At 60.6% G+C, this 17,304-nt stretch carries 19 protein-coding genes; 6 read left to right on the plus strand and 13 right to left on the minus strand.

Annotation, left to right across the window (positions count from 1 at the left end):
* Positions 1-9: 9 nt before the first annotated feature.
* From YUA_RS0117240 to YUA_RS0117260, 5 genes are all read left to right on the plus strand, one after another.
* On the plus strand, positions 10-741 hold the full coding sequence (locus YUA_RS0117240) for a Bax inhibitor-1/YccA family protein (RefSeq protein WP_027531821.1): 732 nt from the start codon (positions 10-12) through the stop codon (positions 739-741).
* A 21-nt stretch (positions 742-762) separates the two neighbouring features.
* A complete protein-coding gene (locus YUA_RS0117245) occupies positions 763-963 on the plus strand; it encodes a DUF2905 domain-containing protein (protein WP_027531822.1) in 201 nt (66 codons plus the stop codon).
* A 799-nt stretch (positions 964-1,762) separates the two neighbouring features.
* On the plus strand, positions 1,763-2,596 hold the full coding sequence (locus YUA_RS0117250) for a universal stress protein (protein ID WP_027531823.1): 834 nt from the start codon (positions 1,763-1,765) through the stop codon (positions 2,594-2,596).
* 27 nt (positions 2,597-2,623) lie between these two features.
* Positions 2,624-3,061: a DUF1772 domain-containing protein gene (locus tag YUA_RS0117255; protein ID WP_027531824.1), complete on the plus strand. Its 438-nt coding sequence runs from the start codon at positions 2,624-2,626 to the stop codon at positions 3,059-3,061.
* A 91-nt stretch (positions 3,062-3,152) separates the two neighbouring features.
* Complete coding sequence (locus YUA_RS0117260; protein ID WP_027531825.1) at positions 3,153-4,340, plus strand: hypothetical protein; 1,188 nt, start codon at positions 3,153-3,155, stop codon at positions 4,338-4,340.
* Positions 4,341-4,375: 35 nt separating this feature from the next.
* On the opposite strand, the gene YUA_RS0117265 is transcribed toward YUA_RS0117260, so the two are convergent.
* From YUA_RS0117265 to YUA_RS44250, 8 genes are all read right to left on the minus strand, one after another.
* Positions 4,376-4,663 carry a chaperone modulator CbpM gene (locus YUA_RS0117265; protein WP_027531826.1) on the minus strand — a complete coding sequence of 96 codons (288 nt, stop codon included), beginning with the start codon at positions 4,661-4,663 and terminating at the stop codon, positions 4,376-4,378.
* A 2-nt stretch (positions 4,664-4,665) separates the two neighbouring features.
* Positions 4,666-5,580 (minus strand): DnaJ C-terminal domain-containing protein, encoded by a 915-nt coding sequence (locus YUA_RS0117270; RefSeq protein ID WP_027531827.1) that lies wholly within the window; start codon positions 5,578-5,580, stop codon positions 4,666-4,668.
* Between the two features lie 37 nt (positions 5,581-5,617).
* Entirely contained in the window at positions 5,618-6,205 is a 588-nt protein-coding gene (locus YUA_RS0117275) for a nucleotide exchange factor GrpE (protein ID WP_051383229.1), read from the minus strand.
* Between the two features lie 24 nt (positions 6,206-6,229).
* Entirely contained in the window at positions 6,230-8,146 is a 1,917-nt protein-coding gene (gene dnaK, locus YUA_RS0117280) for a molecular chaperone DnaK (protein ID WP_027531829.1), read from the minus strand.
* Between the two features lie 158 nt (positions 8,147-8,304).
* A complete protein-coding gene (locus YUA_RS0117285) occupies positions 8,305-8,802 on the minus strand; it encodes an Hsp20/alpha crystallin family protein (protein WP_027531830.1) in 498 nt (165 codons plus the stop codon).
* Positions 8,803-8,863: 61 nt separating this feature from the next.
* Positions 8,864-9,517: a BON domain-containing protein gene (locus YUA_RS0117290; RefSeq protein WP_027531831.1), complete on the minus strand. Its 654-nt coding sequence runs from the start codon at positions 9,515-9,517 to the stop codon at positions 8,864-8,866.
* Between the two features lie 276 nt (positions 9,518-9,793).
* A complete protein-coding gene (locus tag YUA_RS0117300; RefSeq protein ID WP_051383230.1) occupies positions 9,794-10,477 on the minus strand; it encodes a hypothetical protein in 684 nt (227 codons plus the stop codon).
* Positions 10,474-10,911, minus strand: coding sequence for a PRC-barrel domain-containing protein (locus YUA_RS44250; protein WP_051383231.1), 438 nt, complete (start codon positions 10,909-10,911; stop codon positions 10,474-10,476). Before YUA_RS44250 ends, YUA_RS0117300 begins: the two co-directional genes overlap by 4 nt.
* A gap of 493 nt (positions 10,912-11,404) precedes the next feature.
* Between YUA_RS44250 and YUA_RS44255 the strand changes: the two genes are divergently transcribed.
* Positions 11,405-12,163 (plus strand): helix-turn-helix domain-containing protein, encoded by a 759-nt coding sequence (locus YUA_RS44255; RefSeq protein ID WP_084292656.1) that lies wholly within the window; start codon positions 11,405-11,407, stop codon positions 12,161-12,163.
* On the opposite strand, the gene YUA_RS0117315 is transcribed toward YUA_RS44255, so the two are convergent.
* The 5 genes from YUA_RS0117315 to YUA_RS0117335 form a co-directional block, all read right to left on the minus strand.
* Positions 12,114-12,752 carry a response regulator transcription factor gene (locus YUA_RS0117315; protein WP_027531833.1) on the minus strand — a complete coding sequence of 213 codons (639 nt, stop codon included), beginning with the start codon at positions 12,750-12,752 and terminating at the stop codon, positions 12,114-12,116. The genes YUA_RS44255 and YUA_RS0117315 overlap by 50 nt on opposite strands.
* Positions 12,742-14,457 (minus strand): PAS domain-containing sensor histidine kinase, encoded by a 1,716-nt coding sequence (locus YUA_RS46920; RefSeq protein ID WP_084292657.1) that lies wholly within the window; start codon positions 14,455-14,457, stop codon positions 12,742-12,744. Before YUA_RS46920 ends, YUA_RS0117315 begins: the two co-directional genes overlap by 11 nt.
* Before the next feature lie 420 nt (positions 14,458-14,877).
* The gene (locus YUA_RS0117325; protein WP_027531834.1) at positions 14,878-15,495 is read right to left on the minus strand and encodes an HdeD family acid-resistance protein; all 618 of its coding nucleotides are present in this window, start codon (positions 15,493-15,495) and stop codon (positions 14,878-14,880) included.
* Positions 15,496-15,785: 290 nt separating this feature from the next.
* Positions 15,786-16,256 (minus strand): hypothetical protein, encoded by a 471-nt coding sequence (locus YUA_RS52595; protein ID WP_371259892.1) that lies wholly within the window; start codon positions 16,254-16,256, stop codon positions 15,786-15,788.
* Positions 16,163-17,176, minus strand: a complete 1,014-nt coding sequence (locus YUA_RS0117335; protein WP_198029446.1) for an NADP-dependent oxidoreductase — start codon at positions 17,174-17,176, stop codon at positions 16,163-16,165. The genes YUA_RS52595 and YUA_RS0117335 overlap by 94 nt, the downstream gene beginning before the upstream one ends.
* Positions 17,177-17,304 lie beyond the last annotated feature (128 nt).

The following is a 17,304-nucleotide window of genomic DNA, read 5'->3' on the forward strand; positions in this document are numbered from 1 at the left end:
GAGTAAGCCATGAGCTATTACGATTTTGATGCTCGCAGGTCGCGGGGCACAGGCTTTCCACCGTCGGTTAGCGCCGAGATCGACGCCGGCTTGCGGGCGCATATGCAGCGCGTCTACGGCTATATGGCCGGCGGCCTCGCGCTGACCGGCCTCGTGGCCTACCTGGCCACGGTTTCCGGCTTCTACCAGTCCATCGCGGCGACGCCACTGATTTGGCTTGTCATGCTGGCGCCGCTCGGCTTCGTGCTGGTCTTGAGCTTCGGCATCCAGCGCATGGCCGCACCAACGGCGATGCTGCTATTCTGGCTCTATGCCGGCGTCATGGGGCTGTCGCTGGGCGGCATCTTCCTGGTGTTCACCGGGGAATCGATTGCGCGTGTGCTCTTCATCACGGCGGCGACCTTCGGCGCGATGAGCCTCTACGGCTATACGACCAGATCCGACCTTTCTCGCCTTGGATCGTTCCTCATGATGGGCCTGATCGGTATCGTGATCGCGTCCCTCGTCAATATCTTCCTCGGATCGAGCGCGCTTCAGTTCGCTATCTCGATCATCGGCGTCGTCGTGTTCGTAGGCCTCACTGCCTACGACACGCAGCGCATCAAGGAGATGTATCTTGAGTCCGACACGGGCGAGATCGCTGGGAAGAAGGCCGTGCTCGGCGCGCTGGCGCTTTACCTTGATTTCATCAACCTATTCATGATCCTGCTCCAACTGTTCGGCCAGCGCCGCGACAACTAGGCGGCGCACGGATTGATTGCGATGGCACGTGTTCTGATCGTACTAGGCGCGCTGATCCTGGTGGTCGGCTTGCTTTGGCCCTATCTGAGCCAGCTCGGATTGGGGCGGCTGCCCGGCGACATCGTCATCGAGCGGGAAAACACGACATTCTATTTCCCGCTGATGACATGTTTACTTGTCAGCGTGGTGTTCAGCCTCGTTCTTTGGGTCGCGAACCGCTGACGCGGCGTCGGAGCTACCGCGCAATGCGCCGGGTCCCACGCGACGCTGTGCTTGCAGCAGTCGCTTGTGCGTGCGTCGGCGGCGACGCGCCTCGCGGCCTGGCGCACTGACGACGATCAATTTCCGAATTGTCTTTGTACAACATGGCGCTGAGGGCGAGGCGAAAAAGGCGGCAAGCGAATCTTGACGGACGCCAATGTAGACCATTTTCCATGCCGCTAGAATCAGCGTGGCTGCGGGCGGGCGTCCGGGATCTCGGCACGCCGTTGATTCGTCACAAGTGAAGAAGTGGAGGTCGCGTGATGAGGAAAACAATGGTTGCAGTCGCGGTCGGCGCGACCGTGGTAGTCGGCGCGGTGGCAAGCTCAACCCCGGCGGACGCTCGATGGCGTCATGGATTTCCTGTCGCTCCCGTCGTCGGTGGCCTGGCGGCGGGCGCGCTCATTGGCGCCGCACTCGCAGCGCCGAGGCCATACTACTCTAGCTACGCCTATGAGCCCGTCGATTTCGGGCCGTACTGTCGGATTCGGCGTGAACGCTTCTGGGATGGTTGGACGTGGCGGGTCCGCCGGATCGAGGATTGCTACTGATACTCTCGTGCTCGGGAGGCGGTCCGGCAAGGGAAGCCTGGCGAGGGTGACGTCAGGTTTCCTCTTGGTCTGTCGGAATGAATATCGTCCTGTCGCTCCGTCGCAAGACTCAAATTGCGGCTCGCCGGTTGATTGTCATCAATGCCCGTCGCGCCGTGAGTCTTGAATGTGCGCTCAGGGCTGCATCGTATATTTGCTGGAGCGGTTCGATGATCAGGGACATTATCATCAATCTCGAGCATCAGTTAGCGCGCGATCCAGCCCGCGATTTTGCCATTTCGATTGCGGAGATGTTTGACACCCATCTTGCCGGTGTTGCCTTCGCCTACACCCCTGATTTTCCGGGTTACACGATCATGGAGCTTCCACCTGACATTCTGGCGGAGATGGTCGCCAACAGCGAGAGATCTGCGCTCGCCGCGATCGAACGCTTCGACGCGGCTGCCAAGCGTAGCCTGGTTTCAGCGGAGCGCCGGTTGCTGAGGACGATCGGGGCGGAGGCGCCTCCGATCTTTGCGACCCTGGCCCGGCGCTTCGATCTAAGCGTGTTCATGCAATCCGAGCCGATTCGCGCGGACAACGATGACATGATCGAAACGGCGCTGTTCCAGTCAGGGCGTCCGCTCATCGTCGTGCCCTACATCCAGAAGGACGGGCTGAAGCTCGATCGCGTGGTGTGCTGCTGGGATGGCAGCCGCGCGGCCGCGCGCGCCTTCAACGACGCGTTGCCGCTGCTCGTGAAGGCGACGGCGGTGGATCTCTTGATCGTGCTGAACGAGAAGACCAAGGCAGAGAACAAGGAAGTCCGCGGTGTCGAGATGGCGGCTCACCTCGCGCGTCATGACGTCAAGGTCGAGATCGCGACTGTTCCTGCCCCCGACATCGATGTTGCCAATATCATCCTTTCCTATGTCGCAGAGAGTTCCGGAACTCTGATCGTGATGGGTGGTTACGGTCACGGGTGGCTGCGCGAAGTCATTCTGGGCGGCGTGACCCGCGATATGATGAACTCGATGACGGTGCCTGTGTTCATGTCGCATTGAAGAGAGTGACAACCAGGAGTGAGATCGATGCGGCTCGGTCTTTACGCATTTGCCGTCGCCGCCGCCTTCCTCGGCGCTACGATTTACATCGGCCTTGTCGAGCAGCCGGCGCGGCTCAGCCTCAATAGCCGTGCGATGATCCAGGAATGGAGACGGAGCAACCGGCGCGGCACGCTGGTGCTGGCGGGCTTTGCCGTCCTCTCGGCCGCGCTCGCTCTTGTACAGTTCAGGCTGAGTGGCGACGTCCGCTGGATCATTGGGGGCACTACGATCCTGGCGAGTTGGCCGTATGACTATTTTGCAATGACGCCAGTGAACGTCTGGCTGTTCGCCGTTCAACTCGGAAAGCCGGTTTCGCCCGTGCGCAGGCTGATGCGGGACTGGGGGCTCCTGGAATGGGGGCACGCCCTGATTGGGTTCGCAGCCTGTAGCGCTTTCGCCTGGGCGCTGGAGTTGCCGCCTTGATTGACCGCCGTCAATGTCGGAGCGCCGCGCTTGGGCCAAGGTCTCTCGTGCCGCAGCGAACGAAGGGTTCTGCCGGTGCAAGAGAGAGCGGATGCTGCATATTGATATTCCGACGCTGGAGGAGTTCAAGGCGCTGGCGCAGGTCAGGGGAGAAACCTGCGTTTCCCTGTATCTGCCGACATCCCCCTTAGGGAGCAACGCCAAGCTCAACCGTACTGCGTTCAAGGACTTGGCGAAGGACGCGCTGTCGCAGCTCAGTGGAGGCAGCGTCGACAAGCGCAAGATCGTTGCCTTCGAGGAGCAGTTCGATCGCCTCGCGGGCGGGGAACACAACGTCCAGGATGAAGACAAGATCAGAAGGCTACAGCGCGGAAAGCCGGATCCGGTCGATTCGTTCTGGCACTATCTGTCCACCGGACTGGCGGTGCTCGCCACGTCCGCCACACTGCGAACGTTCCGCCTGCCGGAGTCGCCCAAGCCACTCGCCGAAGTCGCGGACCGCTTCCATCTAACGCCGCTGATCCGCGCCATGACCTCGCCGCACGATATCTACGTGCTTGCACTGGCGGAGGAGAGTGTGCGGCTAATTCACGCCTTCGCCCATTTTCCGCCAGAACGGCTGCAGGTTCGCGGCCTGCCCAAGAACGCGGAGGAAGCGACCCGGCGGCCGTCCTTTCACGTACGTGCCCCGCGCCGCGGACTGCAGAACCTCGAAGGCGAGAAGGTCCTGCTGCACCAGTATGTCAGGAAAGTCGAGCACGCCACCCGCAGCCTGCTTGCGGAACGCAATGCACCACCTCTGGCTCTTGCTGCGGGGGAGCCTCTCGCGTCGATGTTCCGTTCCGCCAATACGTATTCAAGACTGGCCGACGAGCTGATCGAAGGAAACCCGGGCTTGAAAACGGATGCCGAGCTGGGAGATACAGCCATCCCGATTCTCGACCGTCTCTATTCCCGCGAACTGAGAGCTGTGATCGCGCGCTACGACGAGCTCAAGCCCCGACGTGCAACTACTGACGTTTCCTACGCGGCGCATGCTGCGACTGCAGGCGCCATCGATCAGCTCGTTGTCGATCTTGATGCGGTTGTTCCCGGCCTGGTCAGCGATTTCGATGGCAGCGTGACATATTCAGCCTCTGACGATGCCGAAACTTACAGCGTTGTTGATGAAGTCGCGCGACGGGCGCTGTCCACGGGTGCCAGGGTCATGGGCGCCAAGCAGCATGAGCTACCGGACCGGGCTCCGCTCACCGCCATCCTCCGCTACGAATTCCACTGAAGCACGGTCGCAACCGTGAAGCACGGTCGCAACCGTCAGGTACCACCACCGGTCCGGTCGGACACCTCCATCGCGTGGATATCCCGCACTAGGCAACGCAGCCCGTGCAGTTGATCGAGCAGGTGCAGGATGACCGCGATGCCCTCGTCGTTGACACCGAGGTCAACCTTGAGGTCGTGGATCAGGAGCGCCCGCGCGAGGTCGGCGTCGGAGAACTGACGGGTGCTCCCGCTCTCGAGCGGCATAAGCCATTCCTCCTCGATCCACGCGTTCAATGTCGCGGCATCAAGATGCGATCGACTGATGAATTCCCGGGTCTCCACCGTCACACTCCCATGGATTGTCGGGGGCTACCCGCTACCGGCTGCCATTGCGCGACAAATTTCTCGAGTTCCGGATCCGGCTTTGGCGGAAGCACCAGCTTCAGCGTAATGTATTGATCACCCTTGCTGCCGTCGGGACGCGGCACGCCGCGTCCCTTCAGCCGGAGGATGCGACCGGTGCTTGACCATTTCGGCACGGTTGCCGTGACCGCGCCGCCCGGGGTCGGAACCTTGACCTTGGCGCCCAGCACCGCTTCCTTCAGCGAAATCGGCAAGTCGAGATAGATGTCGTCACCTTTGCGAGTGAAGTAGGGATGCGGCAGGACACTGATCTCGATCAGCGCATCGCCCGACGTCCCGTCTCCGAGCCCCGGGCGACCTTTGCCCCTCAGCCGCAGAATCTGTCCGTCGTGCGTGCCCGGCGGAATGTTGACGTCCAGCGTGCTGCCGTCGGGGAGGACGAGAGATTGCTTGCCGCCATTGATCGCGTCAGGGAACGAGAGATCGAGGTGGTAACGAACGTCCTGCCCCCGCCGACGGCGGCCGGTGCGACCGTCGCGGCCGAAAATCTCCGAGATGATGTCCTCGGCGCCAGCAAAATCGCCGAAATCGGCAAAGCCTGAATTGCTTGTGTAAGCCGACCAGCCACCTTGATCGGCGAAATCTCTGTAATAGTGCTGGCGCGGCCGCTCGGTTCCTGAGGCATCGATTTCGCCGCGATCGAAACGGGCTCGCTTTTCGGGATCGCCCAAGAGATCATAGGCGGCTGAAATCTCCTTGAATTTTTCCTCAGCCGTCTTGTTGCCAGGATTGAGATCCGGGTGCAGCTTTTTCGCCAGTCGGCGATAGGCCTTCTGGATTTCGTCTTGCGTAGCGTCCTTCTTTACGCCGAGCGTTATGTAGGGATCCGCGGCCAATGCCCGCTCCTGTTTGCGCCTCGACGCGAATGCGGCATCAGTGTTGCGCCGCTTGCGACGGTGGCGCTTGCGATTTGGCTACCGCGACACGCGCCGGTCGCAGCAGACGGTCATGAAGCATGTAGCCGTTCTCCAGGACCTCGGTGACGCTGGCGGGCGGCTGCTCGGTGCCGTCCGTTTCCATCACCGCTTCGTGCTTTCTGGGATCGAACGGCTCGTTAAGCGCCTTGATCTCTTCGACGCCAAAACGATTGAGGATCTGCGTCAGGATGCGCTCGGTGGCCGCGACGCCATCGAGCAACCCTTCGGTGCCGGTGCTGCGCGACTCCGCGTCAGCCTCGCCGGCGGCAATGGCACGACGCAAATTATCGACGACCTGCAGCAGTTCGCGAGCAAAATTCGTGATGGCATAGTCCTCAGCGTCCTGCGTACGCCGTTCGCCGAGACGCCGCGTGTTCTCGATCTCGGCCAGCGCGCGCATCAGCCGCTCGCGCAAGGAGGCGATTTCCGAGGCGGAGTTCTCGTCCTTGCCCTCGTTCTCGTCCTTGCCTTCGCGCACGGCTGAAGGATCGATATCGCTATCCATGGTCTTTGCCGCTATGCCAGTCGTCTCGTCTTTTGGCATCGCCTCGTCCTATCTTCCGACGCTTCAGGACGCTCTGCGGTCGCGAGGATCGACCTCTTCGAATTCGGCATCGACCACATCCTCGCCTGAGGAACCGCTGCCGGACGATCCCGACTGCCCACCTGCCGCTCCTTGCGAGGCGGCGCGATTGAGCGCTTCGCCGATTTTCGCTGCCTGCTGCTGTAGGCGTTCCGCCGCCTGACGGATCGTCTGAACGCTATCTGAAGTGAGGGCCTGTTTCGCATCGCCAATGGCCTGCTCGACCTGCTTTTTGAGGTCGGCAGCAATCTTCGTCTCCGACTCCTTCAGCGCCTTTTCGGTGCTGTAGATCAGGGCATCAGCCTGATTGCGGGCTTCGACAAGTTCCTTGCGTCGCTTGTCTTCCTCGGCGTGAGCTTCGGCTTCCTTGATCATCTTCTGGATATCGGCCTCGCTCAGTCCGCCGGAAGCCTGAATCCGGATGCTCTGCTCCTTGCCGCTCGCCTTGTCCCTGGCTGAGACGTTGACGATGCCGTTGGCATCGATATCGAAGGTGACTTCGATCTGCGGTACGCCGCGCGGCGCCGGCGGAATGCCGACCAGGTCGAACTGGCCGAGCAGCTTGTTGTCGGCCGCCATCTCCCGCTCGCCCTGGAAGACGCGGATGGTGACCGCGGTCTGGTTATCTTCCGCAGTCGAAAACACCTGGCTCTTCTTGGTCGGTATGGTGGTGTTTCGGTCGATCAGCTTGGTCATGACGCCGCCGAGCGTCTCGATGCCGAGCGACAGCGGAGTGACATCGAGCAACAGGACGTCCTTGACGTCGCCCTGCAGCACGCCAGCCTGGATTGCCGCGCCGATCGCGACCACTTCGTCCGGATTGACGCCCTTGTGCGGTTCGCGCCCGAACAGTTTTTGCACGGTTTCCTGGACCTTCGGCATGCGCGTCTGCCCGCCGACCAGAACGACCTCGTTGATATCGGAGGACTGCAGGCCGGCATCCTTCAGTGCCGCTTGGCAGGGGCCGATCGTGCGCTCGATCAAATCATCGACGAGCGCTTCCAGCTTTGCGCGCGACAGCTTGATGTTGAGATGCTTGGGCCCGCTCTGATCAGCTGTGATGAACGGCAGGTTCACGTCGGTCTGGGGCGCGCTAGAAAGCTCGATCTTGGCTTTCTCGGCAGCATCCTTGAGCCGCTGCAGCGCCAGGCGATCTCTGCGCAGATCGATGCCTTGCTCCTTGCGGAACTCATCGGCCAGATAATCCATGATCCGTTTGTCAAAATCCTCGCCGCCGAGGAATGTGTCGCCGTTGGTTGCCTTGACCTCGAACACACCATCCCCGATCTCGAGAATCGAGATGTCAAACGTGCCGCCGCCGAGATCGTAAACCGCGATCTTGCCGCTGCCCTTTTTGTCGAGCCCGTAGGCCAGCGCGGCCGCGGTGGGCTCGTTGATGATACGCAGCACCTCGAGCCCTGCGATACGGCCGGCGTCCTTCGTTGCCTGGCGCTGAGCGTCGTTGAAATAAGCCGGCACGGTGACTACGGCCTGCGTCACCTTGTTGCCGAGATTGGCTTCCGCAGTTTCCTTCATCTTGGTGAGAATGAAGGCGCTGATCTGGCTCGGGCTGTATTTCTTGCCTTTGATCTCGATCCAGGCGTCACCATTGTCGCCGCGCACGATATGATAGGGAACCATCGTCTTGTCTTTCTCGACGATGGGATCGTCATAGCGCCGGCCGATGAGCCGCTTGATGGCATAAACCGTGTTTTCCGGATTGGTGATGCTCTGCCGCTTGGCCGGCTGCCCGACCAAGACCTCGCCATCGTCGGTGAAGGCAACCATGGACGGCGTGGTGCGGGCGCCCTCGGCATTTTCGATCACCCTGGCCTTACTTCCCTCCATCACGGCGACGCAAGAGTTGGTGGTTCCGAGATCGATACCAATTGCTTTGGCCATGATTGGGCTCCTTTGATATTGGTTTATCAGGCGACGGCAATCTCTGCGGGTAAGCGCCGCGACGGGGCTGTCGTCGATCGTATGCGGGACGCATGGGCGTATGCGGGACGCATGGGCCGGCACGAGGCGGCTACCTGCGCGTCCCGCTATCGCTCGGGTCAGGCGGCTTTCTTGGTGTCCGCCTGGGAGGCGTCCTTGACCTCGATCTTCTTCGGCATTGACTTGGCCGGTTTCGGTATGGTGACCTTGAGGACGCCGTTGGACATGGTTGCCTGGACGCTGGACGGATCAATGCCGGGAGGCAACTGCAGCACACGCATGAACATGCCGTAGATGCGCTCGCTGTGCTGCACGTTCTTGTCCTTCTGATCTTCCTCGACCTTCTTCTCACCCCGGATCGTCAGGGTATCGTCCTCGATCGATATGTCGACGTCCTTGCGTTCAAGGCCGGGCATCTCCGCAGTGACCTCAACGGCCTTGTCGGTCTCGGTGACTTCGATGTTGGGCGTGAGCGACTTTGTGGCGTCGTTTGAGGCTATTCCTTGTGCGAACTCGTTGAACAGCCGGTCGATCTCCCGATGCAGGCCGAACAGCCCGAAATCCGGTCGCATCGGCGCACCGCTCTCACGAAACGGAACTAATGATGGTAGTCTCATGGCATTCTCCTTTTTGTCTCGATGTGATGTCAACTAGCGTGCGGATAGCAGGCCGCGGTCGTTATGGACTGACCACGATCCGGTCATCGACACGGGTGATGCCCGGTGCCGACCACGCGACACGCTCGGCTTCCTCGCGTTCGATCCATGAGCGAACGGTGCCTTTCAGGATGACCTCGCTGCCGTTGGTTTCGACGGTGATACGATTGGCATCGACCTCGGCATTCCGCTTGAACGCCTCCTGGATTCTGCGCTGAATGTCGGTGGGCTCGACCGCGGGCTTCACTGAGATGACGTTGGTCACGCCCTTGACCCCTTTCACCTTTCGCACGGCATTTTCGGCCGTGGTCTTCTGGTATTGCCATTCCACCGTGCCTTCGAGGGTCAGCCAGCCGTTTTTGACGATGGCCTTGATCTTTTCATGCGAAATCGGCAGTTGGGCCTTCAGACTGGCAATCGCATCGCGCGCGATGTCCGGATCGGGCCTTTGATCGATCGACGGCAGCCGGACCTCGATGTCGTTCGCGACAGCATGCACGCCCGCGACGCGTTTCGCCGCCTGTTCGGCTTCCAGCCGGTCACTATAACTTCTGGTGAAGCCGGCCAGTGTGACCACGCCATCTTTCACTGAGATGGCGATATCCTCGGCATCAAGATCGGGATCCCATTTTAGCTCTTCGCGGACGTCGCGCTCCATTTCACTGTCGGATCTCATGATTGGCTCCTGGTCTGTACAAAAGCGGATTGTGGGATCGGTGGATCATCACGCTACCGATCAACGCCAATCTTAAGAGGTGTCACACGTCCAGCCATGATGCTCATCAACTTCTGCAGCAGGTTTCTCGGTGGTGGGCTGCGCTTGTTACGCACGCTGGAGTGGCCAACTCTCCGCCGAGAACGATCGATGCGTAGGTCCATGATCGAGAAGTCAATGATCGAGGTGCGTACCGTCCGGCTTTAAGTCGCCTTCAGGCCCTTCGCCGCCAGCCGTCTAGGGTCGTCCCAGCCGCTCGTCACCAAGCCACGGGTCAGGTCGCAGCGAATGGAGCGGCAGATCCTCTGTCCGTTTTGTCAGTTCGATTTCATGGATGTGAACGGCTTTGCCGCCATGCCGGATCAGGATTTCTTGCGCCTGCGCTTCCTTTTCTGGCGACCGAACTCGCACCCAGATTAGCAGGCCCTGATATTCGGAAACTGGCTCCAAGCCCCGCGCGCGATCGCGGTGGAAGCTGCGATTTACGACCACCAACGTTATGGAGCCTACGACCAGTCCGCTCAGAATCGAGATGATGCCGACGGGAAGCGGACTCATATTTTGCGTGACGAGAAGGAGCGCCAGAGCAACCGCGACCACGCAGCCGGCAACGCTGGCGACCACCACCTTCGTTGCCAGTGCGTCGTCTTCGCCCAGGAAAGGCTGGCGGGGCGTGGCCGGGATATCTGCGAGATCGGCCGGAGGAACCGACACATAGTTCAGGCGGCGGTCCACTTCGTCGACCGAGGCGCTGACATCAATATCTGCGCGGTCTACTCCGGCAACTAGAAGGTCGTCCGTGGCGGCGACTAGCGCTTTCCGCGAATGGAAGACGCCCGTCACCTCACGGGTGCGCATCCGGTCAAGAATATCGTCTGACGACGTCTGCATCGACGTTTTCCGAGCATCGGTTTCGATCATGCCGGATAGTTGAATTCCGACAGCTTCTTCAATTCGTCCTTTGACGCGCCGGGCAGGGTGATCTTCTGGCCGTGATCGTCGATGACGAGGCTCTCATAGGGCACCACTACCAGGCGTCCACCCACGCTCAGGAAGCCGCCGACCTGCAACACGGCAAAGCTGAGCTGCTTCTTGTCTTTGTCAGCGACAATATCATCAAGCGTACCGATCTTTTCATTCTTGTCGTTGAAGACGGATCTGCCGATCAGCTTGCTAATCCGGTAGCCGTTCGCAACCACCGAAAGATCCACCTTGACCACGGCCACGCCCGCCTGTGGCAAGGCCGGACCGGCGGCAAGAGCGACCGCAAGCGCACTCCAGATCATCCAGCCGGACAAGCGTCGCGCCGTTGTGCCAGCCTGCGGAGGCGTTTGGAATCCCGGGAAGGCGACCATGGCTCTCTCCTAAGCGTTAAGCAGAGTGTTCGGATAATCGCCCGATCTCGAAGTGGCACTGACCGTTGTCAATTCGCAGAGGCCTTTTCTAGCGATCGGCTCCAGTCGGCCAGAATGCCAGCGTCACTGGCCTTCCTCTGAGGGCCGAGATGTGGGGCGTTGATCAGGGTTGACCGCCGCGTGAAATCGGGTGCGGCGGCCAGAATGGAGAAACTCTATTTGTTTCTATTTGTCTCGAGCGATAGCCGTCATCGAGTGAGCGTAGTGAGCGATCAGCGGTCGCGTCGCTGATCGCAGTCAATTTCAATTGTCAGCGCCACAAGAGCTCTCTCGTCCGATCTGTGCGAGTCTTGGTTTCGAGGCGTGGTTTATTGTGACAGTGTTGGCTCATTACGTAGTTTTACTCTACGCAGATTCGCTCGACTCGGTTGAACGTTCTTGTCGAGCGGTCGTTCACATTGGGGTTGGTTCTTACCACACCAAGGGTGCGATAATGAAAACAAGAGCTCATGCAGCGGATTACTATCGGAGAATGCTATCGGCGCAACCTCATGCGCTCAAGCGCCTTGATGCGTTTGCGAAAATCACGATCTGCAGCCGGGACCAGGAAATTCCTGGTGATCCGGGGCCTGCCGGTCACTGGTACTGTGTCATCAGTGGCGCGGTCCGGCGCTGTGCCGTGCGATCGGACGGGCGCCGGCAGATTGTGGACTTGATGCTGCCGCGGGATTTCTTCTTTGTTTCGGACAATCAGAGCGAAGCGACGATCGAGGCGATCGTCGAAGAAACTGTGCTCGCAAGCTATCCGGGCCAGCGCGTTGAACTGCTTGCCGAGCGCGAGGTCGAGTTCGCCCGGGAACTGCGGGATGTCGCGTTCCAGTCCCTCACGCGTTCCCAGAGCCAACTGCTGATCCTGGGCCGCGTCACCGCACTCGAGAAGGTCGGTTCCTTCTTGCTGTCGCTGGACGGGCGCTCCTCTGACGGAGGCGGGCAGGTCGTGTTGCCGATATCGCGCTACGACATCGCCGACTATCTCGCAGTCTCGGTCGAGACGGTTTGCCGTGCGATGACGGATCTGAGACAACGGGGTGTCATCACCTTGGCGGGCAAACGGACGATTAAGATTCTGAACCGTAGCGCGCTGGAAGACCGCACGAGCGAAAGTTCGATCGCCGCGCGATCGGAGCCAGAAGCGGTCCCCGTCAAATATCATCATTTGCGGCCGCATGGCGAGGCATTAGCCTCGCCATGATGCCGAGCCGGATGGCTTCTGCAAGCTGGCGTACTCCGAGCCGCTCCATCATGCGCGCACGGTGCACCTCGACGGTGCGTACGCTGAGGCCGAGCTTGTATGCAATCAGCTTGTTCGGGCGACCGCCCATGAGCCCGTCGAGAACGTCCCGCTCGCGCGGGCTAAGGGATGCCACGCGCCGGACTGCATCGGCGACCTCGCGCTCGCGCGCAATGTGATGTTCGCTCTTGAGCGTCGCCTCGATTGCCCGCAGCAGCGCATGATCGCTGTAGGGCTTTTCCAGGAAATCGCTGGCGCCCGCCTTCATCGCCCGGACGGCGGTCTGGATATCGCCCTGGGCGGTGACTATGATGACGGACAGGTCGCTTCTCGTCTTGTTGAGTTGTGCCTGCACATCCAGGCCGCTCATGCCCGGCAGGCGGACATCGAGCAGGACACATCCCGTCTTGAACGTGCTTGCTGCCGTCAGAAACGCATCCGGACGATTGAAGCTAACGGCTTCGAAGTTGGCCGAACTCAACAGACGTTCCATCGAGCGAAGAACGGCTTCGTCATCGTCCAGGACGTAGACGGTTCGCTCAACAGGCATCAGCCACACCATGACGCGGAACAGTAAAGCGCAAGACGGTGCCGCCGCCGGGCCTCGGCTTCGCCGTCAAACGGCCCCCATGCGCCTCGATAATCGAGCGCGAGATCGACAGGCCGATCCCCATGCCGTCCCGCTTGTTTGAGACGAATGGCTCGAACAGCCGGCCGGCAATATCGTCGTGAATTCCGGGGCCCATGTCGCTCACGGTAACCGCGACCATGTCATCGCCGATAGCCATGGTCGCCAGAGTGACTTCCCGCTGCTGCTGATCTGCCATCGCTTCAAACGCATTGCGGATGAGATTGACAAGAACCTGCTGGATTTGAACCCGGTTTACGAACACGTCCCGGGCTTTGACGTCAAAATCGAAACTAAGACGTACTGTGAGCGGAGCAACGCTGCTCAAGGCGAGCGCGCCCGCTTCCTCCATCATTGAAGGCAGCGCTTCGTCTCGTCGACCAGCGTCATCCAGCTTGACGAAATTGCGGAGACTGCCGATGATTTCGCTGGCCCGCAACGCCTGAGCAGCCGCATCGTTTGCGGCGTCCTGCGCTATGATGAGGCTGGCGTGGTCTTCGTGAGCCAGCAGCCGCTTTGCTGCGTTGACCGAGTTGATGATTGCTGTGAGCGGCTGGGTCAGTTCGTGGGCGAGCGCAGCGGCCATCTGGCCGGCCGCCGTGAGGCGCGCCATATGAATCAGCTCGTTGCGCAATTCGTCAATGCGGAGGCCGGCTTGCGCCCGCTCGAGAGTCTCCGCCACCAGCTTCCTGTGCGCCTCCGCCAATTCGATCGTTCGTTGCTCCACACGTCGTTCGAGACTGTCGTTTAGAAGGTGCAATTCCGCCTCGGCAAGCTTTTGCACGCTGAGATCGCGGCTGACGGTTGCGATGTTCATGGGCTCGCCGGTTCTGGGATCGTCGATCCTGAACCAGTCGATCAGGAAAGGAATCGGCAACCCAGATCCAAAATGCGTAAGATCAAGTTCGCCTTTCCAGCGACCGGTACGCAGCACCAGAGGCCAGATCTCGCTCCGAACAACCCTCCGTTTTTCCTTGGAGACGAAATCAAGCAGGTCGAGCCGCAGTGCATCGTCAAGTGTGGCAAGTCCTACTAGTTCAAGGCCGGCGGGATTGACGTATTGAATGTGACCGTCCAGCGAGGCAATGCCCACGAAATCGGTCGACCGCTGCACCAACGTGGTGAATCGTCGTTTGTCAGCATCGCCTAACCATTGCTGGAAGGCGATCGCTGCCTGATTTGCTCCGGTAGTCAGCAGCAGCGTTTCCGTCTTGGTTGGAAACGTAGCGCGAGAGGAACCTGCGGCAAGCACGGCATCGCCGGTGAGCCCGATCGGAACGGTTGCCATCCGCAAGTTGTTACCACTGTTTCCGTCAGCGACGCTAAATTCCTTAGCGCCACCAAATATTGCGTTCTCTTGCTTCAGGACGGTCCGCACATGGTCCAGAGTTGCGGGGTTCAGGTCGCGATCGCTGCGGATCAGTTCGGTGAGTTGATTGTCCTGGCTGGGCGGGATGATGAGAACAAAGTCTGCGGCGAGCATCGTGATCAGAGCGGCTGCGATGCTGTCGCCGATCTGGCGCATGTCATAGTTGCGCCAGGCGGCGGGAAGCACTGACAGCGCTACGAGGTCGCGAAGGCAACGTCGCAACTCGTCAGGACTTGCAAGCGGCTCGGTCCACGGCATTGCTTGCCCCTTACGTTACTCCGCGGAGGCCCGGATGAATTTGATACCGATCTTCGGGGGTTGGCAACGCCCAAGAATCGCGGATCGCCCACCGCAAAGCGAAAGGCGATTGTTTGCGACTCCAAGTTGACGGATTAGTTGAAGCAAAATCTTCGAAAGATTGTTTCGGTCATCAATTCCGTTTTCGGACAAATTTGGATTTGTGCCGCCGGTCGGGAATGCCGACACGAGCGAGTGGTATCCAGGCGGGAGGATCGCTTGCAGGAAACGTTTCGACCAAGCTCCTCAGGACAAGTTCGTCGTCAACCGCGGCCGTTTCAGTTTCACGGACGAGTTGGGCTTTGGCCCGGCTCTTGCGACTTTCCCGGCTCTTGCGACTTTGATGGCTCGATCGCCGTTGCGTCGTCATCACAGGTCCGCCTACGCAGCCGTGCCAACGGCCGTAGGATTGGTCCCCTGCTGATGCCGCGCTCGCAGTCGGAACGAGAATACGATCAGAGCGACGCCAAAGGCGATGGCATACGCGCCCATCCACCAGGTCAGGACGAGAGCTCCGATCAAGGGCGCGATGAAGAGCAGCGCACCATATGCCAGTGACAGCAGCCCACCCAGAATCAGCCACCACCGACCATGCTCCAGGTTGAGGTGGAAACCCGCAGCCGCCATCAACCCGCCGGTGACGATCGCCCATGAGGCAACCAGCAATACGAAGGCAAGCACGGTAAGGCCCGGCCAGAGGAGGGCTCCGATGCCCACGGCGATATTGAGCAGCCCTTCGAAGATCAGGAATCCCCAGCGGTCCCTGCCGCGCATCGCGCGGACCGCCGAGATGATCCCGGCCACGCCATCGACCAGCATGTAGGCTGAGAACAGGAGCACCAGCGACAGCATTGTCGGGCCGGGAAAGATCAACGCGAGACATCCGAAGATGATGCCGAGAATGCCTCGCAACAGGAACAGCCACCAGTTCGGAGCGAGCGCTACCGTCGCGGCGTCGGTTTGGGCGTCGGAGGGGCCAATGAACGTCGTGCTGGTCATGATATACTCCCGGAAGCTGGCTTCGATTGATGTTTGGCCAAGCTTAGCGCGTACCGGATGACGGGCGCCTTGACGGCCGTCAAAATTGGCGTCCGCCCGCTTTGGGGCCGCATCGATCTTCATCGTTGGAAGCGAAAAGTCCGAAGATGACATTGCGCGCGAACTGCTTGGGCCGCGCGGTGTCGCTGGCACGCCAGATCCTGCAAGAATGACGCCGCAACGAATAGAGAAGGTGCCAAAGTACCCCGATCCCGGTCACGCGGTAGAGCGGGACAAGGCACTCTAGTTTCCTAGCTTCGCTCGATGATCACCTTGCCTCGAACCACGCAGACAATGTGCTCGCCGTCAGATACCTCGGTTGCGAGGTGGATGTTGGTCGTCGGACGCAGGTTGTTCCCGAGAAGCGCGGGCGTACGGCGAACGGCGTGAGCGCAGGCTTCGTCTGCGTTCTCGAACTGGAGGCCGCGGCGGTCCTCTGCCAGGCATCCATTAAGATACCGATGGAAATAGAAACGCCTCATCTCGCCCAACTCGGGCCGACACCCGGGGTTCCAAAGTGAACGACCTGACAATTTCTCATCAATCGGCAAGCGTGACCGCCGGTAGTGCAATTGTCTTTTATTGGTGAGCTTGGGCGCGGTGACCTCCCGTGACGGACGCCTCGCCACTACGAACCGTGTATCGAGAGGATGATCTTGCCGACCACTTGACCCTCGGCAAGGCGCTCGTGCGCCTTGCGGGCATGAGTCAGGGAATAGCATTCCGCGATCGGAACCCTGAGTTTCGCGGCCTGCACCGCCGCGTTGAGGCGTTCGAACTCGCGAACGCCGGAGACGCCGTCGTAGCGGATCAATTCCATGCCGCGCCGCTTTTTCGGGGCTGGCTCGATGCCGTTCGGGTGCGCGAGACGGCCGCCGGGCCGCAGCACGTTCAGGCATTTTTCCAGCGCATCGCCACCGGCAAGCGCCAGGATGGCGTCAACGCCGTCGGGGGCGAAGCGGCGCGCCTGATCGTCGATGTCGATGCGCTTGCCGTCGATGACGACATGCGCGCCCATCTTCCGCACCAGTTCCACGCCTTCCTGGCCTGATGCTGTTGCGAACACCCGGGCGCCGCGAAGTCTTGCGAACTGCAATGCAAGCGTTCCGACACCGCCGGAAGCGCCGTGAATGATGATGGTCTCGCCCTTCTTCAGCTTCAGCGCGTCGTCAACGCCCTGCAGCGCCGTCAACCCCGTTATCGGGATTGCGCCAGCATACCGCAGGTCAAGTCGTTTTGGGATCGATGCGACCTTGTCGGCGGACACGGCGACGTATTCGGCATAGAACCCGCCCTTTGGGTTCTCCCAATTGTAGGAATAGACCTCGTCGCCGACTTTCAGCCGCCGCACCCGCGATCCGACGGCGGCGACGATTCCGGAACCGTCATAGCCGAGCACCAGCGGAAAATGCGGCTTGCGGGGCGCATAAAGACCTTCCCGGACGTCGGCATCCCACGGGCCGACTCCGGCGGTGTCGACGGCAATCATGACTTCGTCAGCGTCCAGCGGTGGAACCGGTAAAGCATGACCAGTGATCACCTCCGGTCCGTCGAAGCGGTCGATGGCCGCCGCGAACATGGTGCGGGGGACATGCATCGTGTGATGTCGGAGAAGCGAGGCATTGCGGGTACGATCAAGCATGGTGGCCATCTCGCGGGGGCTTTCCGCCTGCATGGACGAAATTGCCGGCCGCGACGCTGACGCCGGTCAATTTTGGGCAAACAACCTCAACTCCGCTGCGAAGCGCCTTTTGGACAACCGCACCCGCG

The organism is Bradyrhizobium sp. WSM3983 (assembly GCF_000473045.1).
Lineage (GTDB): Bacteria > Pseudomonadota > Alphaproteobacteria > Rhizobiales > Xanthobacteraceae > Bradyrhizobium.